The organism is Azospirillum sp. UENF 312511 (genome assembly GCF_058780635.1).
On the sequence record NZ_JBSNCG010000003.1, the window covers coordinates 2,687,009 to 2,708,002 of the forward strand.

The 20,994-nt window shown below is 67.8% G+C and carries 15 protein-coding genes and 1 pseudogene; 10 read left to right on the forward strand and 6 right to left on the reverse strand.

Annotation, left to right across the window (positions count from 1 at the left end):
* Positions 1-6 precede the first annotated feature (6 nt).
* The 4 genes from metH (at position 7) to ACWPN7_RS24175 (ending at position 5,882) form a co-directional block, all read left to right on the forward strand.
* Positions 7-3,498 (forward strand): methionine synthase, encoded by a 3,492-nt coding sequence (gene metH / locus ACWPN7_RS24160; RefSeq protein ID WP_459196519.1) that lies wholly within the window; start codon positions 7-9, stop codon positions 3,496-3,498.
* A gap of 140 nt (positions 3,499-3,638) precedes the next feature.
* Complete coding sequence (locus ACWPN7_RS24165; RefSeq protein WP_349620002.1) at positions 3,639-4,133, forward strand: thioesterase family protein; 495 nt, start codon at positions 3,639-3,641, stop codon at positions 4,131-4,133.
* An 80-nt stretch (positions 4,134-4,213) separates the two neighbouring features.
* On the forward strand, positions 4,214-4,726 hold the full coding sequence (locus tag ACWPN7_RS24170; protein WP_051657810.1) for a pentapeptide repeat-containing protein: 513 nt from the start codon (positions 4,214-4,216) through the stop codon (positions 4,724-4,726).
* A 118-nt stretch (positions 4,727-4,844) separates the two neighbouring features.
* Positions 4,845-5,882, forward strand: a complete 1,038-nt coding sequence (locus tag ACWPN7_RS24175) for a GGDEF domain-containing protein (RefSeq protein WP_459196520.1) — start codon at positions 4,845-4,847, stop codon at positions 5,880-5,882.
* 24 nt (positions 5,883-5,906) lie between these two features.
* On the opposite strand, the gene ACWPN7_RS24180 is transcribed toward ACWPN7_RS24175, so the two are convergent.
* Positions 5,907-7,001: an NAD(P)H-dependent flavin oxidoreductase gene (locus tag ACWPN7_RS24180; protein ID WP_459196521.1), complete on the reverse strand. Its 1,095-nt coding sequence runs from the start codon at positions 6,999-7,001 to the stop codon at positions 5,907-5,909.
* A gap of 118 nt (positions 7,002-7,119) precedes the next feature.
* The gene (locus tag ACWPN7_RS24185) at positions 7,120-9,171 is read right to left on the reverse strand and encodes a molybdopterin oxidoreductase family protein (protein WP_459196522.1); all 2,052 of its coding nucleotides are present in this window, start codon (positions 9,169-9,171) and stop codon (positions 7,120-7,122) included.
* A gap of 222 nt (positions 9,172-9,393) precedes the next feature.
* Between ACWPN7_RS24185 and ACWPN7_RS24190 the strand changes: the two genes are divergently transcribed.
* From ACWPN7_RS24190 to ACWPN7_RS24200, 3 genes are all read left to right on the forward strand, one after another.
* Positions 9,394-10,149, forward strand: a complete 756-nt coding sequence (locus ACWPN7_RS24190) for a hypothetical protein (RefSeq protein ID WP_459196523.1) — start codon at positions 9,394-9,396, stop codon at positions 10,147-10,149.
* A gap of 60 nt (positions 10,150-10,209) precedes the next feature.
* Positions 10,210-11,823 carry a methyl-accepting chemotaxis protein gene (locus tag ACWPN7_RS24195; protein ID WP_459196524.1) on the forward strand — a complete coding sequence of 538 codons (1,614 nt, stop codon included), beginning with the start codon at positions 10,210-10,212 and terminating at the stop codon, positions 11,821-11,823.
* A gap of 119 nt (positions 11,824-11,942) precedes the next feature.
* Entirely contained in the window at positions 11,943-12,305 is a 363-nt protein-coding gene (locus ACWPN7_RS24200) for a zinc ribbon domain-containing protein YjdM (protein ID WP_103038946.1), read from the forward strand.
* 91 nt (positions 12,306-12,396) lie between these two features.
* Here the strand turns inward: ACWPN7_RS24200 and ACWPN7_RS24205 are convergent.
* From ACWPN7_RS24205 to ACWPN7_RS24215, 3 genes and pseudogenes are all read right to left on the reverse strand, one after another.
* Positions 12,397-13,700 (reverse strand): annotated as a pseudogene (locus ACWPN7_RS24205) (TRAP transporter large permease).
* The gene (locus tag ACWPN7_RS24210) at positions 13,697-14,383 is read right to left on the reverse strand and encodes a TRAP transporter small permease (RefSeq protein ID WP_137103095.1); all 687 of its coding nucleotides are present in this window, start codon (positions 14,381-14,383) and stop codon (positions 13,697-13,699) included. Before ACWPN7_RS24210 ends, ACWPN7_RS24205 begins: the two are co-directional and overlap by 4 nt.
* 119 nt (positions 14,384-14,502) lie before the next feature.
* Positions 14,503-15,513 carry a TRAP transporter substrate-binding protein gene (locus ACWPN7_RS24215; RefSeq protein WP_459196525.1) on the reverse strand — a complete coding sequence of 337 codons (1,011 nt, stop codon included), beginning with the start codon at positions 15,511-15,513 and terminating at the stop codon, positions 14,503-14,505.
* Positions 15,514-15,663: 150 nt separating this feature from the next.
* Between ACWPN7_RS24215 and ACWPN7_RS24220 the strand changes: the two genes are divergently transcribed.
* From ACWPN7_RS24220 to ACWPN7_RS24230, 3 genes are all read left to right on the forward strand, one after another.
* Positions 15,664-17,694, forward strand: coding sequence for a sensor histidine kinase (locus ACWPN7_RS24220; RefSeq protein ID WP_459196526.1), 2,031 nt, complete (start codon positions 15,664-15,666; stop codon positions 17,692-17,694).
* Positions 17,687-18,289, forward strand: coding sequence for a response regulator transcription factor (locus tag ACWPN7_RS24225; RefSeq protein WP_038527465.1), 603 nt, complete (start codon positions 17,687-17,689; stop codon positions 18,287-18,289). The genes ACWPN7_RS24220 and ACWPN7_RS24225 overlap by 8 nt, the downstream gene beginning before the upstream one ends.
* A 132-nt stretch (positions 18,290-18,421) precedes the next feature.
* Complete coding sequence (locus tag ACWPN7_RS24230; protein WP_038527468.1) at positions 18,422-20,185, forward strand: sensor histidine kinase; 1,764 nt, start codon at positions 18,422-18,424, stop codon at positions 20,183-20,185.
* Positions 20,186-20,204: 19 nt separating this feature from the next.
* Here ACWPN7_RS24230 and ACWPN7_RS24235 read toward each other — a convergent pair whose 3' ends face one another.
* Positions 20,205-20,525: a hypothetical protein gene (locus ACWPN7_RS24235; protein WP_456525056.1), complete on the reverse strand. Its 321-nt coding sequence runs from the start codon at positions 20,523-20,525 to the stop codon at positions 20,205-20,207.
* Positions 20,526-20,994 lie beyond the last annotated feature (469 nt).

The window sequence follows — 20,994 nt, forward strand, 5'->3', positions numbered from 1 at the left end:
CTTCCCATGCCGCACATTCTCGACACTCTCCGCGACCGCGTCCTGCTCTGCGACGGCGGGTTCGGCAGCCGCATCCAGGCGCTCGATCTCGACGTGGAGAAGGACTACTGGGGGCACGAGAACTGCACCGACATCCTGCCGCTCTCGCGTCCGGACATCGTGCGGGAGATCCACCGCGGCTATTTCGAGGCCGGCGCGGACATGGTGGAGACGGACACCTTCGGCGCCTCCCCGGTGACGCTGGGCGAGTTCGGCATCTCCGAGAAGGCGTTCGAGATCAACCAGCGCGCGGTCGAACTGGCGCGCGAGGCGGCGGAGACCTTCACGGACGGGCAGCCGCGCTTCGTCATCGGCTCGGTCGGGCCGGGCACCAAGCTGCCCAGCCTGGGCCACATCCCTTATCAGGACCTTGAGGACAGCTTCTTCGTCCAGGCGGCCGGCCTGATCGCCGGCGGTGCCGACGCCATCCTGGTCGAGACCTGCCAGGACCCGCTGCAGATCAAGGCCGCCGTCAACGGCATCAAGCGCGCTCGCACCGAGGCCGGAAGCGACACGCCGGTCTTCGTCCAGGTGACGGTGGAGACCACGGGCACGCTGCTGGTCGGCACCGACATCGCCGCGGCGGCCACGGTGATCCAGGCGCTCGACGTGCCGCTGATGGGCCTGAACTGCGCCACCGGCCCGCTGGAGATGAGCGAGCATGTGAAGTGGCTGACCCAGAACTGGCCGGGCCTCGTCTCCGTGCAGCCGAACGCCGGCCTGCCGGAACTGGTCGACGGCAAGACGCACTACCCGCTGCGCGCCGACGACTTCGCCCATTGGCTGGAGCGCTTCGTGACCGAGGACGGGGTGAATCTCGTCGGCGGCTGCTGCGGCACCAACGTCCCGCACATCGCGGCGGCCAACCAGATGCTGCGCAAGCTGGCTCCGGCCGGCTCGCACCGCCCGAACCCGAAGGGCCGCACGGTCCATTGGGTGCCCGCGGTCGCCTCGCTCTACTCCCAGGTCACGCTGCGCCAGGAGAACGCCTTCTTCGCCATCGGCGAGCGCTGCAACGCCAACGGCTCCAAGAAGTGGCGCGAGCTTCAGGAGAGGAACGACTGGGACGGCTGCGTCGAGATGGCGCGCGAGCAGGTGAAGGAGGGCTCGCACACGCTCGACGTCTGCACCGCCTTCGTCGGACGCGACGAGGTGGCGGAGATGAAGGCCGTCGTGCAGCGCTTCGCCGGCTCGGTCACCGCGCCGCTGGTCATCGACTCCACCGAATACATCGTGCTGGAGAAGGCGCTGGCGCTTTACGGCGGCAAGGCCATCCTCAACTCCATCAACTTCGAGGACGGCGAGGAGCCGGCCCGCAAGCGCCTCGCGCTCGCCAAGAAGTTCGGTGCGGCGGTGATCGCGCTGACCATCGACGAGGAGGGCATGGCGAAGACGCCGGAGCGCAAGCTCGCCATCGCCAAGCGCCTCTATGACCTCGCGGTCAACGAGTTCGGCCTGCCGGCCCACGACCTGCTGTTCGACCCGCTGACCTTCACCATCGCCACCGGCAACGAGGACGACCGCAAGCTGGCCATCTGGACGCTGGAGGGCATCGAGGCGATCAGCCGCGAGATGCCCGGCTGCCAGATCATCCTGGGCCTGTCCAACGTCTCCTTCGGCCTCAACGCGGCGGCCCGCCACGTCCTGAACTCGGTCTTCCTCGACCATGCGGTGAAGCGCGGCATGACCGGCGCCATCGTGCATGTGTCGAAGATCATGCCGCTGCACCTGATCCCCGAGAAGGAGGTCAAGACCGCCGAGGACCTGATCTTCGACCGCCGTGCGGAGGGGTATGACCCGCTCCAGGCCTTCATCGCGCTGTTCGAGGGCCGCAAGGCCGCGGACGCCAAGAAGAAGGCCCGCGCCGAGACGGTCGAGGAGCGGCTGAAGGAGCGCATCGTCGACGGCGACCGCACCGGGCTGGAGGACGATCTCGCCGAGGCGATGAAGACCCACCCGCCGCTGGAGATCATCAACACCTACCTGCTCGACGGCATGAAGGTGGTGGGCGAGCTGTTCGGCGCCGGCAAGATGCAGCTTCCCTTCGTGCTCCAGTCCGCGGAGACGATGAAGGCCGCCGTGGCGTGGCTGGAGCCGCACATGGAGAAGCTGGACGGCCAGCAGAAGGGCACCATGGTGCTGGCCACCGTGAAGGGCGACGTCCACGACATCGGCAAGAACCTCGTGGACATCATCCTGACCAACAACGGCTACAAGGTCGTCAATCTGGGCATCAAGCAGCCGGTCGGCGCGATCATCCAGGCGGCGAAGGAGCACAAGGCCGACGCCGTCGGCATGTCCGGCCTGCTGGTGAAGTCCACCGTCGTCATGCGCGAGAATCTGGAGGAGATGACCCGCGAGGGGCTGGAGGTTCCGGTCCTGCTCGGCGGCGCCGCGCTGACCCGCGCCTATGTGGAGACGGACTGCGTGGCCTCCTACGGCTCGGGTCGCGTGGCCTACGCGGGCGACGCCTTCGACGGGTTGACCCTGATGGATCAGGTGGTGGGCGGCAGCTTCGACCAGCAGCTCGCCATCCAGCAGGCCAAGCGGGCGGGCCGGGCGGTCAACCGCCGCCGCGTGCTCGGGCAGGCGACGAGCGCCACCATCGGTCCGGTGGACAAGGACGCCGCCCGCGCCCGCCGCGCCCGTCTGGCCGAGGGCGTGCCGGTGCCGACGCCGCCCTTCTGGGGGCCGAAGGTCATCGAGCATGTCCCGCTGAAGACGCTGGTGACCTACCTGAACGAGCGCATGCTCTACCAGCTCCAGTGGGGCTACCGGAAGGACGGCAAGTCCTTCGAGGAGTTCAAGGAGTGGGCGAAGAAGGAGCTTCGCCCGGTGCTCGACCGCATTCTTCAGATCGCCGCGAAGGAAGAGATCCTGCGGCCCCAGGCAGTCTACGGCTACTGGAAGGCGGCGGCCGATGGCGACGACGTCATCCTGTTCGCCGAGGACGGGACCAGCGAGGTTGCCCGCTTCACCCTGCCGCGTCAGGCCAAGGAGGACGGCGAGTGCATCGCTGACTTCCTGCGCGACGTGAACGACGGCGAGCGCGACGTGCTGGGCCTGCAGATCGTCACCATGGGCCAGCATTGCGCCGAGGTGGCGCGGGAGTGGTTCGCCGAGAACCGCTACCAGGACTACCTCTACCTGCACGGCCTGTCGGTGGAGATGACCGAGGCCATGGCGGAGTACGTCCACGCCCGCATCCGCGCCGAGCTGGGCTACGGCGCCGAGGACAGCCGCGATAAGGAGAAGCTGCTCCAGCAGGCCTACCGCGGCAGCCGCTACAGCTTCGGCTACCCGGCCTGCCCGAACCTCGCTGACCAGGAGCAGCTTCTGACGCTCCTCGACGCCGGGCGGATCGGCGTGGAGATGTCCGACGAGCACCAGCTCCACCCGGAGCAGAGCACGTCCGCCATCGTCCTGCACCACCCGCGGGCGAAGTACTTCAGCGTGTGACGCGGGGCGCCTGAACCGGGGCATCGCCCCCTTTCCCGCGTCGCGATGAGGAAAGAGGCGTTCCAGGATCGCCGGAACTGGCTTGGCTGACCGTCCAAGCCGGTTCCCAAAGCGTGGCGGCATCGCTTATCCTTGAGGGCATGAACCATTCGCCCACCCCGCTTCGCCTGCACCGGGAAACCGTCCGCCCGGAATGGATCGACTACAACGGCCACATGAATGTGGCCTATTACCTGCTCGCCTTCGATCACGCGACCGACGCCGTGCTCGACCATTTCGGTATCGGCAAGGCTTACGCGGAAGGCGAGGGGCGGTCGATGTTCGCGGTGGAGGCGCACTTGACCTACGCCCGCGAGGTGACGGAGGGCGATGGGCTGACCTTCACCTCCCTGGTCCTGGGTGCGGACGCCAAGCGGCTGCATCTGTTCCACGAAATGCGCCATGAGGAGGACGGCTTCCTCGCCGCCACGGCGGAATTCGTTCTGCTCCATGTCGATCTGGCGGAGCGCCGTTCGGTGCCGCTGGCTCCGGAAACCGCGGAGCGGCTGACACGCACCGTGGCGGAACACGCCGCTCTGCCCGTGCCGCCGCAGGCCGGTCGTTCGGTCGGGTTGCGGACGCCGAAGGGGGCGTGACGGTAAGTCGCTGCCCACCACCGCCTTTTGTTGCGCCGGACCCTTTGTTATTCGGCCCCTGCGACACTATCTGTTGGCGCATGAAGACGACAATTTTCGCCGCCTTCGCGGTACTTTCCACCTTCCTGGGCACAGCCCTGGTCCCATCCGCCGCATTGGCCGAATGCACCGACCCGGCGCAGCCGAAGGTGAACTGGCGCCGCTGCTATTTCGACGGGCGCGATCTGTCGTCGGCGAAACTGGCCGGGGCGATGCTGCGCGACGCCACCTTCCAGCGGGCCACGCTGAAGGACGCCGACCTGTCGGAGACCGACAGCTACCGCGCGAAATTCTTCAGCGCCACCATGCCGGGGGTGAAGCTGGATGGCGCCCGCCTGATCGAGGCCGATTTCACGCGGGCCGATCTGACCGGGGCGTCCCTGAAGGAAACCGACCTGCGCAACGCGAAGCTGGTGAACGCCATTCTGCACAACGCCAACTTCACCGGGGCGCGTCTCGGCGGGGCGGACCTGCGGCACGCCGATTTGTCGGGCGCCACCTGGATCGACGGCACGACGGTGTGCGCCGAGAAATCCGTAGGTCAGTGCAACTGAGGAATTCGTAAGTAAATTTCCTCGCAATTGTAATATAGTGACCAATTTGGAAAGTCGCTTGCCCGTCTCTTTCCCGCTGCGGTAGCTTTTTTCAAAACGCAGTGGAAAGGCGGGCACGATGGCGGGCGATCAGGATTTCGAGACGGCGCGGATTCTCGCGAGCCGCGCCATGGATCGGATCACCGTCCATGGGCTTCTGCCGAATCCGGAAAACTTCACCCTCTGGTACGCTTATTTCGGTGGGCAGAACCCGGACCTGACGCGGGCCATCGAACTGGCCCAGCGCGACGGCGCCACGCTGTCGCAAGGTCATTGCGACGAGCTGTACAAACGCTTCTTCACGCTCGATGCCGAGGCCCAGGCCATCCGCGAAACGTCGGAACGCGCGCGCGTCGCTCTGGGGCGCATCCTCGACCAATTGGGCAGCGTCGGGTCGGAGACTGACCGCTACGGGCAGGCGCTGGCCGGTTTCCGGGGGGAACTGGACCAGCCGATGAGCCTGGCCGAGCTGCGCGCCATGGTGGCGGCCATCGCGGCGGAGACGACCGCCATCGTGGATCGCCAGACCCGTCTGCAGAGCCAGCTCCTCGAATCCAGCCAGCAGCTGGCCGAGTTGCGCGTCGTTCTGGATTCCGCGCGTCGCGAGGCGATGACCGACGGGTTGACCGGCATTGTCAACCGGCGCGGCTTCGATCTGGCGCTGGCCTCCGCCGCGGAGGAGGCGATGCAGACCGGCATGCCGATGACCCTGCTGATGGTGGACATCGATCATTTCAAGCGCTTCAACGACGTCCATGGCCATCTCGTCGGCGACCATGTGCTGAAGCTGGTCGCCAAGGTGCTGACCGAGGGGGTGAAGGGGCGCGACACCGTCGCCCGCTACGGCGGGGAGGAGTTCAGCGTCATCCTGCCCCACACCGCGCTTGCCAACGCCATCAAGGTGGCCGAGCAGCTTCGCGCCTCGGTGGGGTCGCGGCAGATCATCAACCGGACGCGCAACGCCAACTATGGATCGGTGTCCTTGTCGGTCGGCGCGGCGGAATACCGGCCCGGCGAGGATCTGCTGGCCCTGCTGCGCCGCGCCGACGAGGCGCTCTACACCGCCAAGCGCGGCGGGCGCAACCGCGTCTGCGCGGAGGCCACGGTGGCCGGCTGACCGCCGCCCATACGATGGCTTCCGTCAGATGATCCCCGTCAGGCGCCGGACCGTGGCATCGGTTTCGTCCACCAGCCGCGCCATCAGCTCCGCCGCCGTCTGCCGCCGCGCAAGGCGGACGCCTTGTCCGGCCCACAGCGACAGGAACTCGGCGCGCCCCTGCTGCGCCGCGGCGGTGCGCATCGGGCGGGTCAGCGCGTTCTGAAGGGGGAAGGGCAGGGCCTCGCCGTCCGCGATGTCCTCCATGACCCGGTTCACGATCCCGCGCGCCGGGCGGCCCGAGAAGGCGCGGGTCACCCGCGTCTGGGTCTCGCGGGCGTCGAGGATCGCCCGCTTGTGCGCCTCGGGGATGCCGGCCTCGGCGCAGGTCAGGAAGGCGGTGCCCATCTGCACGCCGGCGGCGCCCAGAGCCAGCGCCGCCGCGATGCCGCGCCCGTCCATGATCCCGCCGGAGGCCAGCACCGGCAGCTTCACCGCGTCCACCACCTGCGGAACCAGCGCCATGGTGCCGACCAAACTGGCGGCAAAATCCACCTCTTCCGCACCGATGGCGAAGCTGCCGCGGTGCCCGCCGGCCTCAGCCCCCTGGGCGATCACGGCGTCCATGCCCGCCCGCTCCAGCGCAATGGCTTCTTCGACGCCGGTCGCCGTGCCGATCAGGAGCATGCCCCGCGCCTTGATGGCGGCCAATGCGTCGGCGGGCGGGATGCCGAAGGTGAAGCTGAACGCCGACGCCCCGCAGTCCAGCGCCGCTGCCAGTTGGGCGGCGAATCCGTCGGCTCCCAGGACCGGCGTTCCGGGAGAGGACAGGCCGAGGTCGGCGTGGTAGTGCGCGATGGCGGCGACCGCCGCGTCCATCCTCCCGGCGCCCGGTGCCTCGGGCGCGGGCAGGGGAGCGAACAGGTTGATCCCGAAGGGGCGGGAAGTCCGGGTGCGGATCGCCCGCGCCCGTTCGGCGATCTGGTCCGGGGACAGATAGGCCGCCCCGACGAAGCCGATGCCGCCGGCCTCGCCCACCGCGGCGACGAGGTCCGCCGTGTCGGCGCCCCCGGCCATCGGGGCCTGGACGATGGGGTTGGACAGGCCCAGGCGCTGGGTCAGACTGGTGTGAACCGGCATCGCGCCGCCCTCCGCTTTCGGTGATCCGCGGAGGGAGGCTAGGACAGTCCGGCCATCGTGAAAAATGATTTGTTCAGATGGGATGGATCATGTCCGGTGATGGGAGGCCGTGGCCACGTCACGCCGCGCGCAGCCACACCGCCGTGTCATGGAAGGCCGCACCGCCCGCCGGCGGGATCGGCTCGGGCGAGGTCAGGGTGTTGATCCCGATCCCCTCCAGGAAGGCGCTGTTCGGCCAGATGCCTTCCACGATCACCACCCCGCGCGGCACCCCGGCGAAGGGCTTGGCGTGGACGACGACGCTGCCCAGCCCGTTGCCGAGGCGCACGGCGTCGCCGTCGGCCAGGGCGAGGTCCGCCGCGTCCTCCGGATGGATCAGGACGGTGGGGCGGCCTTCGCGGCGCTGGGCGGTCACCGTCTCGGTGAAGCTGGAATTGAGGAACTGCCGCGCCGGGGCGGTGACGAGGCGGAAGGGATGCTCCGCGTCGGCCGGGCGGCCCGGCGCCATGTGGTCCGGCAGTTCCGGCAACTGGCCAGCGCCGTAGGGGCCGAGCGCCGCCCAGTCCGGCGCGAAGCGGAAGCGCCCGTCCGGGAAGGCGAAGCCGTTCAGGAAATGCGAGGTCTCGAAATCCGGCTGGGCGTCGATCCAGCGCTGCTCCGTCAGGGTGGCGGCGTCGGTCAGGCCGGAGGTCTTCAGCATGGAGTCGATGATCTCCAGCGCGCTCATGCCGAAGCCCGGATGCTCGGCGCCGACGCGGCGGGCCAGCTCGGAAATCACCCAGTGGTTCTCGCGCGATTCGAACTGCGGCTCGATCACCTTGCGGCCGATCAGGATGTGCATCTGCCCGCCGCCACGGTAGAGGTCGTCATGCTCCAGGAAGGTGGTGGCGGGGATGACGATGTCGGCCAGCTGCGCCGTGTCGGTCATGAACTGCTCGTGCACCGCCACGAACAGGTCGTCGCGCAGGAAGCCGCGGCGCACGCGGGCGCTGTCCGGACAGATCGCCGCCGGGTTGGTGTTCTGGATCAGCATGGCGGTGATGGGCGGACCACTGGCGATGTCCTCCCCGGTCAGCACCGCGCCGATGCGCGACTGGTCGAAGCCGCGCACCGAGGTGTCCAGCCGGTCCAGCCCCTCCGACAGGGTGCGGTCGATGCTGTAGATGCCCGACGAGCAGTAGAGCGCCCCGCCGCCCTTGTGCGCCCAGGCGCCGGTGACCACCGGCAGGCAGGACACCGCGTGCATCTGCGCCGCCCCGTTGTGGGCGCGCGTCAGCCCATAGCCCAGCCGCAGATAGCTGCGCTTGGTGGTGCCGTAGAGGCGGGCGAAGCCGACGATCTCCTCCACCGTCAGGCCGGTGATCGCCGCCGCCCATTCGGGCGTGCGGGTGGCGAGATGCGCCTCGAACCGATCCGCCCCGGCGGCGTAGCGGTCGAGATAGGCACGGTCGGCCAGACCCTCGCGGAACAGGACGTGCATCACCGCGCAGGCCAGCGCCCCGTCGGTGCCGGGGCGCAGCATCAGATGCAGGTCCGACACCTCCGCCGTGCCGGTGCGGTAGGGGTCGATGGTGACCAGCTTCGCCCCGCGGCCCTTGCGGGCGCGGCTGACGTGGGTCATCACATTGACCTGGGTCGCCACCGGGTTGCCGCCCCAGTTCACGATCAGATCGCTGTCGGCCATCTCGCGCGGGTCGGCGCCGCGGATGTCGCCGTGGCCGGCCAGCCAGCCCGTGTTGGCCGGCGTGTCGCAGACCGTGCTGATCTGCCGGGAATAGCCCTTGGCGTGGCGCAGCCGCTGGATGCCGCCGCGCTGCACCAGCCCCATGGTGCCGGCATAGAAATAGGGCCAGACGGCTTCCGCGCCGTGGACCCGCTCGGCGTCCAGGAAGGCGTCGGCGATGCGGTCCAGCGCCTCGTCCCAGCCGATTTCCGCCCATTGGCCGGACCCCTTGGGGCCGGTGCGCCGCAGGGGCGTCCTCAGCCGGTCGGGAGAATGGACGCGCTCGGCGTAGCGGCTGACCTTCGCGCAGATGACGCCCGCCGTGTAGCTGTTGGCGGCGGCTCCGCGGACCTTGCCGATGCGGTCCGGCGCGACCTGTTCCACTTCGAGGGCGCAGGTGCTGGGGCAATCGTGCGGGCAGGCGGTCGGCAGGAAGACGGAGTTCACGGAAGGACGCCTCGGCGGGGGAAAACGGGGATCAGCTTATGTCCGGCGTTCGGCTTTCCGCAACCGGTCAGGATTGTTTAAGGACTGCCATCAGATTTCAATATTGCAGCCCTATCCTTGTGGAGGTGCATCGCGGAAAGATGTATGTTTTCAGAAAAATACTCGCATAAGGCGGCCTGTGCGCCGGCGCGAGCGCGGAACGACACAGCAAGGGGAAGCCGTATGATCGCGACTGTTGCCGGGGGCGCCCGGCGGACGCTGCGGGCCGGGGTGTTCGCCAGCCTGTTCGGAGCCATGGTCGGGGCCGTTGCCGGCATGGCCGCTCCGGGGATCGCCACGGCGCGGGCGGACGGGGTCAAGCTCGGCTATGTGGAATTCCCGCCCTACACCCAGACCGACGGCGGCGTCGCAAAGGGCAGCCTGATCGAGGCGTTCGACAAGGCCGCCAAGGCCGCCGGGATCGCCTACACCGCCGAATCGGCCCCGGCCCGCCGCCTCTTCTCCGGCATCGCGGACGGCGAGTTCAACATCTTCCTCGGCATCCGCACGGTCAAGGAATTCGACGGCTCCACGCTGATCAGCGCCGCCCCCATCGCCCGGATCGAGCTGAACGCCTACGGCATCGGCGAAGCTCCGGCGGTCAAGGCGAAGGAGGATCTGTCGGGCAAGGCGGTCATCGCGTTGAACGGCTATTCCTACGGCGGCTGGCGCGCCTGGATGGAGGACCCGGCCAACAAGGTGCAGATGGTCGACGCGCGCACCGCCGATCAGGCGCTTCAACTGCTCCAGGCCGGGCGGGCGCCGACGCTGCTGCAATACTCGCTGCCGATGCAGCAGGCGCTGGGTGGGAAGACGCTTTCCGACCTGAAGGCCACGTCGGTCCAGAGCCTGGACGTCTATATCGTCGTGTCGAAGAAGACCCCGGACGCCGCGGCGGTTCTGGCGAAGCTCGAAGCCGGGTTCAAGGCGACCCAATAGCGCCAAGGCGGGCGCCGACCGTTCGGCAACCGATTGTTCAGCAAGAGAAAAGGGCGGATCATGACGGTCAGCGGCGCGGCAGACGGGACGCGGGACAGCGGGAATCAAGGCGGCAGAAATGTAGGCGGCGGTCTGGGGCTGCGCCTGCGGGCGTTGCTGCTGATCGGCGGCGTGCTGCTGGTCTATCAGGTGCTGGCCATCGCCTGGGGCGTGCACAGCTCGGCCAACCAGGCGACGGAGACGCTGGCGGCGCGCGCCGACATGGTGGCGTCGCTGCAGGCCCGCGCGGCGGCGATCCCGCTCTTCGACTTTGACACCGAGCAGGTGCGCGAGGTCGCCAAGGCGCCGTCGTCCGACCCCGATTTCCTCGGCGCCCAGGTGCGCGACGACAAGGCCAAGGTGGTCGCCGAGGTCGGCGACACCAAGGCCGCGAAGGGCTTCATCGAGGTGGTGAAGCCCATCGTCGGCGGGCAGGCCGGGCAGCGCAAGACCATCGGCGAATTCGTCCTGCGCCTGCGCACCGACCGGGTGGAGGCGCGGGTGACCGCCGACGCGGCGACCCAGATCGCCGTCGGGGCGGTCGCTTTCCTCGCCATCATGGCGGCGCTCTACCTCGTCGTCTCGGCCATCACGCGCCCGCTGATGCAGATCACCGCGATGGTCGGGCGGCTGGCCCAGGGTGACTACGCGGTCGCCGTGCCCGCCCTGGAGCGCCGCGATGAGATGGGCGCCATGGCCCGCACCATCGACATGCTGCGCCAGAACGCCCAGCACCGCCAGCAGCTCGAAGCCGAGAAGCTCGCCCGGCAGGCGGAGGAGGCGCAGCGGGGCGAGCGGCTGACCCGCCTTGCCGCCGCCTTCGACCGCTCGGTCCAGGCGACGGTTGGCGAGGCCTCTACCGCCGCCTCGCAAATGAAGGGCAGCGCCGGCAGCATGCTGGAGAGCGCGCTGCGCGCCGACCAGTGCAACGCCTCGGTGGCCGGCGCCGCCGACGAGACCAGCCGCACCGTCCAGACCGCCAGCGCGGCGGCGGAGCAGCTCACCCAGTCGATCCGCAGCATCGCCGAGAGCGTGAAGCAGTCGGTCGCCATGTCCGCCCAGGCCATCGACCGCGCCGACGCCAGCCGCAAGACGGTGGAGGCGCTGGCCGCCGGCGCCGCCAAGATCGGCGAGATCACCAGCCTGATCACCTCCATTGCCGGGCAGACCAACCTGCTGGCCTTGAACGCGACCATCGAGGCGGCCCGGGCCGGGGAGGCCGGCAAGGGCTTCGCGGTCGTGGCGTCCGAGGTGAAGAATCTGGCCAGCCAGACTGCCAAGGCGACGGAGGAGATCGCCACCCAGATCGGCGCCATCCAGTCGGTCACCCAGGAGACCGTCTCCGCCATCGGCGCCATCACCGAAACCATCGGCCAGCTCAGCCAGCGTTCGGCGGAGATCGCCGCGTCGGTCCAGCAGCAGTTGGCCGCGACGGGCGAGATCGCCGAGAAGGTCCGCACCGTGGCCGGCGAGGCCGACACCGTGACCCGCAGCATCGCGGTCGCCTCCGGCGCCTCGTCGGAGGTGGCGACGGCGGCCCGCGAGTCGGTGGAGGTCGCCCAGACCCTCCAGGCGCGCTTCGTCGATCTGCGTGACGAGGTGCAGAGGTTCCTGGCCTCGATCAAGGCGGCGTAAACGGCCCGCGGCGACACGCAACTTGCCTGCGATGGGCGCGCATGCCCGCCGCGGGCAAGTTGCGTTTCCGCTTTTCGCCTCGCCGCACTAGGATGCCGCTCCCGAAAGGCGAGGATGATATGGACGACGGATTGAAGTGCCCGAAATGCAACTCCGAGCATGTCTATCAGGACGGCATGCTGTGGATCTGCCCCGAATGCGCCCATGAATGGAACCCGCAGGCCGAGGGCGGCGCGGGCGCGGGCGCGGAGGCTGCGGCGGATCAGGGGGTGCGGGACGCCAACGGGAACGTGCTGAGCGACGGCGACGCGGTGACGGTCATCAAGGATCTGAAGGTCAAGGGCTCGTCCCTGGTCGTCAAGGGCGGCACCAAGGTGAAGAACATCCGTCTGGTCGACGGGGCCGACGGCCACAACATCGCCTGCAAGATCGACGGCATCGGCGCGATGAACCTGAAGTCGGAATTCGTCAAGAAGGCCTGACGTTCATCGGCTCCCCCGGAAAAGGAAAACCCCTCGTCGGATCGCTCCGGCGAGGGGTTTTCCTTATGGGCTTTTGCCCGGCAACGAGGGATTACATCATCCCCAGCGCGCGCGGCAGCCAGGTGGAGATGATCGGCACGTAGGTGATCAGCACCAGGAAGCCGAGCATCGCCAGCAGCCACGGCCAGACGGCCACGGTCAGTTCGGTGATGCCCATCTTGGTGATGCCCGACGCGACGTAGAGGTTCAGGCCCACCGGGGGGTGGCACATGCCGACCTCCATGTTCACGACCATCATGATGCCGAAATGGACCGGGTCGATGCCCAGCTTCATGGCGACCGGGAACAGGATCGGCGCCATGATCAGCACGATGGACGACGGCTCCATGAAGTTGCCGGCCATCAGCAGGAGCAGGTTGGTCACCAGAAGGAAGGCGATCACGCCCAGACCCTGGCTGACGATCCAGTCGGCGATCGCCTGCGGGATGTTCTCCGAGGTCAGCACGAACGAGAACAGCACCGCGTTCGTGATGATGTAGAGCAGCATCGCCGACATGCTGGCCGAGGACAGCAGGACCTTCGGCACGCCGCGCAGCGGCATGTCCTTGTAGACGAAGACCGCGATGATGAAGGCGTAGACGGCGCTCATCGCCGCGGCTTCGGTGGGCGTGAAGACGCCGGAATAGATGCCGCCGATGACGATGACGATCAGCGACAGGCCCCAGATCGCTTCGCGGAAGGCAAGGCCTTGAAGCGCTCGCCCAGGCTGGCCTTGGGCAGGCGCGGATAGCCGAACTTGCGCGCGCGGTACCAGGTGACGCCGCCCAGCACGAAGGCCAGCATCAGGCCGGGGATGACGCCCGCCATGAAGAGCTGCCCGACCGAGGCGGAGTGCGCAGTGCCGCTGGTGGCGACGCAGTACATCACCATCACGATGGACGGCGGGATCAGGATGCCCAGCGCGCCCGAGGTGGTGATGACACCGGCGCCGAACTGCTTCGGGAAGCCCTGAGCGACCATCGCCGGAAGCACGATGGAGCCGATGGCCACCACGGTCGCCGGGCTGGAGCCGGACACCGCCGCGAACAGGGCGCAGCCCATCACGCCGGCAAGGCCGAGGCCGCCGTGCCAGTGGCCGACCATCGCCGTGGCGAAGTTGATCATGCGCCGGGCCACGCCGCCGTGCGTCAGGAAGTTGCCGGCCAGGATGAAGAACGGGATCGCCATGATCTCGAACTTCTCGATGCCGGTGAACAGCTTCAGCGCCACGGCCTCGATCGGCACATGGGTCATGGTGAAGAGGAAGGTCAGAACCGTCAGGCCCAGCGAGATCGAGATCGGCATGCCGGTCAGCATCAGAACCAGCAGAAGGCCGAAGATGATGGCGGCGTTCATCGGTCGTTCTCCTTCGGTCCCTTACCAATGACAGGGCCGTTGCCGGGCTTGCGGCCCTCGTGATGGGCGATGTCGTGCGGGTGCAGGTTGTCGTCCATCTCGTACCAGTTGACGTCCTGCGCGGCGCGCTGCGGGTCGGTGGTGTCCTCCTCCAGACCCTCGACATGGCCGTGGTCGTGGTGCGGCAGCTCGCCGGTGCGCAGGAAGTTCACCATCACCTGAAGGAAGCGGAAGCACATCAGGTAGGAGCCGAGCGGGATCGCCAGATAGATGATCCACATCGGCCATTCCAGGTCGGCCGACACCTGCTCGGTGTCCGACATGTGCCAGACGAAGGTGGACCCCATCGTGCCGACCACGCCGGTGAACGTGGCGCCGGCCAGCAGGCCGAACACGATGAATTTCGCGCGCAGGGGCGTGGACAGCTTGTTGATGAGAACGTCCACACCCACATGGATGCCGGTGCGGACACCGTAGGCGGCGCCGAACTTCGCCATCCAGACGAACATGTAGATGCACAGCTCCTGCGCCCAGGCCAGATTCCAGTGGAGGATGTAGTCCTGGATGATGGGGAAGCCGGCGGCGTAACGGTGGGCGACCGAGATGAAGATGATTATCGTCGCCGCTGCCATCAGGAAGGCGATAAGAATCTCCTCCAGATGGTCTAGGATTTTCATGGGCATGGTGGCTCCGCGCGCAGGAGGAAGCGCCCGCGTCAAGTGAGCGGGCGCTTGCCGAGGGCTGTGCGTTGGTCTTGCTTGATTGGACCGGGCGGCGGTGCCGCCCGATCAGACTCTCGTGATCACTCGCACTTGGCGGCGTCGGTCTCGGTCTTGATGCTCGCCAGCAGTTCCTTGCCGACGCGCGACGCCATGTCCTCGTGGACCGGCAGCATGGCCTGGCGCCACGACGCGCGCTCGTCCTTGGTCAGCTCGTAGAACTTGGTCTTGCCGGAGGCCTTCATCGCTTCCAGGGACTTGTCGTTCTCTTCCTGGGCGATGTTGTTGGCGTACTCGGTCGCCTCCTTCATCGCGCCGTCGAGCTGGGTGCGGACGTCGGCCGGCAGACCGTCCCAGAACTTCTTGTTCACGATGACCGCGTAGCCCAGATAGCCGTGGTCGGAGAGCGTGGCGTTGCTCTGCACCTCGTGCATCTTCTGGGTGTACATGTTGGACGGCGGGTTCTCGGTGCCGTCGACGACGCCGGTCTGCAGCGCCTGATAGACCTCGGAGAAGGCCATCACCTGCGGCAGGGCGCCGAGCGCGCGCATCTGCGCGTCCAGCACCTTCGACGACTGGATGCGCATCTTCAGGCCCTTGAAGTCCGCCGTGGCGTGCAGCGGCTTGTTGGCGCTCATGATCTTGAAGCCGTTGTCCCAATAGGCCAGACCGGTGATGCCCTTGTTCTCCAGCTTCTGGAACAGCTGCTTGCCGATCGGGCCGGTGGTGACCTTCACCAGGGCGGCCTTGCAGGGGAAGATGTAGGGCAGATCGAAGATCTCGAATTCCTTGGCACCCAGCGGGCCGAACTTGGCCAACGACGGGGCCAGCATCTGCACGGCGCCGAGCTGCAGGGCCTCCAGCTCCTCCTTGTCCTTGTAGAGCTGGCTGTTGGGGTAGACCTCGACCTTCACCTTGCCGGCGGTGCGCTGCTCAGCCAGCTGCTTGAACTTCTCGGCGCCCTTGCCCTTCGGGGTCTCCGGAGCGACGACGTGGCTGAACTTGATGACGATCGGCTCCTGCGCGGTGGCGGCGGTGGCGGCCATCAGGCAGCCGGCGGCGACGGTGGCGCACAGCAGCGAAACGAACCTCATAGGGGTCATCCTCCACTTGTTGTTGGTCAGACTGATGGTCCGGCCTTTGATATTCTTTCATTGTTCGATAATTTCTCCCCCGACGCTATTGTGGAAATCCGTAGCTGTGAACGTGACATATTGGTTGCCGTGCCAACACCTCTCCCCCCCATGACCGGCGGTGCGGCCAGCGCCGCCCATGGCCTTGGCCAGCGCGGCCCGGTGCAGGCGATGCCCATCGTGGCGATGGCGCTGGTCGTCCTTCTGTTCGGCGTCTTCCTGTGGGTGCTCCACCGCAGCGAGCGGGAGGAGGAGACGCTCACCCTCATCAAGGACGTGCTGTGGGTGGAGCAGAATCTCCACTTCCAGCTCACCTCCGACGAGGAGAAGCTGCAGTATCTCGCCGAATCGCTGGGGCGCGAGGACACCACACCGGTGAACTACTCGGTGATGGCGCGCCACATCGTGACGGTGAATCCGGCGATCCAGCGGGTGGTGCGGCTGGACCCGCAGGGCCGGCCGGTGCGGTCGGAGCCGCCGGTGGACGACGGCCCGGCGCTGGACGACGCCTTCGGACCCAGCCCGCGCGCCGACGCCTTCCTGATCGCCCGCTCCTCAGGCCGCCGGGCCTATTCGGCGCCCTACCGGCTGGGGGCCGCGGACACCGCCTTCGAGATCGTCATCCCCATCTTCCGCGGGGAGGAGTTCGCGGGCGCGCTCGCCGGTGTGCTGTCGATCGACGCCCTGCTGACCCATCACGTGCCCTGGTGGTTCGCCCAACGCTACCAGTTGGAGGTCATCGACCCCTACGGGGCGGTGCTGGGGACCAAGTCGCGCATCGCCATGCCGGAGCCGCGGCGCAGCCACGTCGTGCCCTTCGATCCGCCGGGGCATGGGCTGGCCCTGGTCGCCACGCTGCATCAGCTGTCCGGCAACCTCGGGCGCAACATCCTGATCGCGGCGATCTTCGCGCTGACCGTCTCGGCCCTGTGGAGCCTGTGGGCGGTGCGCCGCCACATCGCCCGGCGCATCCGGGCGGAGGAGGCCCTGCGCGCCGAACACGCCTTCCGCAAGGCGATGGAGGACAGCCTGACGGTGGGCATGCGCGCCCGCGACCTGGACGGGCGCATCATCTATGTGAATCCGGCCTTCTGCCGCATGGTCGGCTGGTCGGCGGAGGAGCTGGTGGGGGCCGGGCCGGTCATGCCCTATTGGTTGCCCGAGGATCTGGTCCACACCGAAGAGGTCTTCCGCGCCGTGCTGGCCGGCAACGCGCCGGCCAACGGCTTCGAGCTGCGTTTCCGCCGGGCCAACGGCGAGCGGTTCGACGCGCTGATCTACGAGGCCCCGCTGATCGACGCCAAGGGGCGGCACACCGGCTGGATGGGCTCCGTCCTCGACATCACCGAGCGCAAGCGGGCGGAGGAGCTGGCCCGCCAGCAGCAGGAGCGGCTTCAGCAGACGGCGCGGCTCATCACCATGGGCGAAATGGCCTCGACCCTGGCGCATGAACTGAACCAGCCATTGTCGGCCATCGCCAGCTACTGCACCGGCTGCCTCAACCGACTCCAGGCCGGCAGCATCCGGCCGGACGAGCTGGCGACGGCGCTGGAGAAGCTGTCCGGGCAGGCCAAGCGGGCCGGCCAGATCATCCGGCGGATTCACGACTTCGTGCGCAAGAGCGAGCCGAACGTCGCTCCCTGCTGCCTGTCGGAGATGCTGGAGGACTGTGTGGCGCTGATGGAGGCCGATGCCCGCCAGCAGGGGGTGAAGCTGGTGCTGGAATTGGGGCGCGGCCTGCCGGCGGTGATGGCCGACCGCATCCTGTTGCAGCAGGTGGTGATGAACCTGATGCGCAACGGCATCGAAGCCATGGCGGCGACCCGTCGCGACCGCCGCCGCCTGAGCGTCACGGTGCAGGCGATGGACGGGGCGGTCCTGACGCGCATCCAGGACCGCGGTTGTGGCATTTCGTCCGAAAATGCGGAAAAACTGTTTTCTCCCTTCTTCACCACCAAGACCGAGGGCATGGGCATGGGCCTGAACATCTGCCGGTCCATCATCGAGCACCATCAGGGGCGCCTGTGGTTCGAGCCCGCGCCGGATGGCGGCACCGTGTTCCTCTTCTCCCTGCCGGTCCTGTCGGAGCCGCCGATGACCGGCGTGGCGAATTCCCACGACGAGAGAGCCGCCGATGTGTGAGCCGAAGCTGCACATCGTCGATGACGACGAGGCGATCCGCGACGCCATGGGCTGGCTGTTCCAGTCGCGCAACGTCCCGGTGGCCTCCTGGCCGTCGGCAGAGGCGTTCCTCGTCGACTACGACCCTGCGATGACCGGTTGTCTTCTGCTGGACATCCGCATGGAGGGGATGAGCGGGCTGGAGCTTTTCGACCGGCTGACCGCCATGGGCTGCCGGATGCCCGTTCTGTTCCTGACCGGCCACGGCGACGTGCCCATCGCCGTGTCGGCCTTGAAGAAGGGCGCCCGCGACTTCGTGGAGAAGCCCTTCAACGACAACGACCTCGTCGACCGGGTGATCGAGGCGCTGGCCTTCGACGCCGGGGAGCGGGCGCGGCAGGCCGGGCAGGCCGGTGTGGCCGCCCGGCTGGCGACCCTGACCCAGCGCGAACGGCAGGTGATGGGTCTGGTGGTGGCCGGCAAGCTGAACAAGGTCATTGCCGACGAGCTGGGGATCAGCATGCGGACTGTCGAAGTGCACCGCGCCCATGTCTTCGAGAAGATGGGGGTCAAAACGGCGGTGGAACTCGCCCGGATTCTCGCGGCGGTGGGGTAAGCGAGGGGGGACGGACAACTCGCGGGCTTGACAGGCGGGCGGATGCGGGCGACCCATTGGTGGGGGAAGCGCTCCGCCTTTCCCCTTCCAGTCCGAACGCCATTCCGTTTCCGTCAACGGTCGGAGAGTGTCTTGCGACTGCCCTCATCGACGCTTGGCCTGGGGCTCGCCGCCATCGCTCCGCTGCTGGTGTTCCTGGTGGTGGTGGTCTGGATTCTGGATCTCCGGCAGCAGGACGTGCTGGCGGCGGAACTGGCGGCGCAGGCCCGTTCCGTGATGGTCGCCATCGACCGGGACCTGGAAAGCAAGGCCCGTCCTCTTGAGCTTCTGGCCGCGCTGAGCCGCAAAACGGTGAACGATCTCGCCTTGCTGAAATCGGAAGCCGCGGAGGCCGTGCGCAGTCAACCCGGCTGGCTGGCGATGGGACTGGTCAGGGTGGAGGACATGTCCTTCCTGTTCCACACCCAGTACCCGCTGGGCGCGTCCCTGCCACCGCCACGGCTGGACGATGTGACCCGGCAGGCGGCCGACCTGCGGCGGATGGTGCTCGGCGGTGTCCTGCCGCCGGGCGGGCCGCCGGGGCGTCCGGCGCTGATCGTCCGCGCGCCGATCCTGGACCCGGGCACTCCCGCGGAAACACCGGTCCGGCATGTGCTGTCGCTGGCGGTCGGGCTGGACGGGTTGGACGCCGTGCTGCGCGGGTCCGGAATCCCCGCGGCGTGGACGGTGTCGGTCGTCGACCCCGCCATGGTCATCGCCGCGCGGTCCCACGATCCGGATCAGCATGTCGGCCAAAGGGTGAGGGACATGATGGTGCCCCGGCTGATGGGGCAGACTCCGGGGCTGTTTTCGGCAACGACGCGGGAGGGGCACGAGGCGCTGGTTCTCGTTCACCGGTCGCAGCAGACCGGCTGGTCGATCATCATGGCCGTCCCGTTCGAGCAGATCAGCAGCCAACTGAACCGGACGCGCACCACCATCCTGGCCGGTGCGGCGGGCGCCGGTCTGGCGACGCTGGTGCTGTCGCTGGTGGTGACGCGCCACGTCCGCCGCCGCCGCCACGCGGAACGCGAGGCCCGCATCGCCCGCGAGGCCATGCTGGCGGAGCAGCGCCGCCGGCTGGAGGCCGAGAAGGATCATGCCGAGGCCGCCAATCTGGCCAAATCCGATTTCCTGGCCAACATGAGCCACGAACTGCGCACGCCGCTGAACGCGATCATCGGCTTCAGCGAGGCGCTGCTGTCCGGACTGTTCGGCCCAAGCCCGCCGAAGCACCAGGATTACATCGCCAGCATCCATGCCTCCGGCCAGCATCTGCTGTCGCTGGTCAACGACGTGCTGGACATGGCGAAGGTCGAGGCGGGACGGCTGGAACTCTATCCGGAGCCGGTGCGCGTCGCCGTGCTGTTGGGGGAGTGCCTGGAGTTGATGGAGGCGCTGGCCGGTCAGAAGGGCGTGCGGGTCGAGAGCGCGCCCGTCGAAACCGGCCTGACGGTGATGGCCGACGCCATCCGTCTGCGGCAGGCCGTGCTGAACCTGCTGTCCAACGCCATCAAGTTCACGCCGGCAGGCGGTTGCGTGCGCGCGGATGCGGTGCGCGACGAGGGGGGCTGCGTGGTTTTGACCGTCGCCGATTCCGGCATCGGCATGTCCCCGGAGGACATCCAGATCGCGTTGGAGCCCTTCCGTCAGGTGAACAGCTACATGACCAAGGCCCATTCCGGCACCGGGCTGGGGCTGCCGCTCGCCAAACGCTTCGTCGAGGCTCATGGCGGGCGGCTGGACCTGTGCAGCGCTCCCGGAGAGGGCACGGTGGTGCGCATCATCCTGCCCGGCGCGCCGGCTGCTGCTCCGGCGGCCGGACAGGGGACCGTCGTGCTGCTCAAGACCGATTAAATCGGCCCGGCCGCCGCGGTCAGGCCGCCACGCGTTTCAGGCGGGCTTCCATGCCGTCGAGGCCGTCGGCCAATTCGGCGGCAGCCTGATCGGCAATTGCCCGCGCAAAGGTCCAGGCGTCATCCGTGGCGCCGCGCGCCGCCTCGACGCGGGCGGACAGCCTGTTGTGCTGGCCGCGCAGGGCGTCCAGCGTGCGCTCCAACTCGTCCCGGCTCATGCCCTCGTGACCTTCAAGACCGAACCGCTCCACCTGCGACCGCAACCGGTCCAGCCGGTCGGCAGTCGCCTGAAGCAGGGTACGGCATTTGGCGTCATGGGCGTGCCGGTTGCGGCGGCTCATCTCTCGCTTCTCCCTTCTGATTGCCCGGGCCTTCGGATTGCTCCGGGACCCTTCGACTGGGCGTCCGATCGGTGTTCCAGGTTGGCGCCTTGCGTTGGGTTCCTGTTTTCAAAAAGTATGTGCATTGCAAAAATTCATTGCTGCGGCGCCAAAATAAGGAATCAATCCGGTTGCTTTTCATAGACGTATGAAAAGCAATTCCAGTTCCAGACGACTTGTTTTTTTGTGTGTCCCGTCCAGTCAGGAGCGCTCCATGCCGCTCCGAATGCTTCGGATTTCTTGAATCCGGGTTGGACTCTTTCTGCACGATCGGCCCCGCCCCGTCAAGCGGGCCAGGGGTATAAGTCTATGGCGATTTGTCGCAGCCAAAAGGAAGGGGTGAACCGCTATCGAACGGAAGAAAAAGGCGCGAAAAGGCTGTTCCGTTCCGAAATAATTCCATAGCGCCCCGGATTGAAAGAGCACTCGG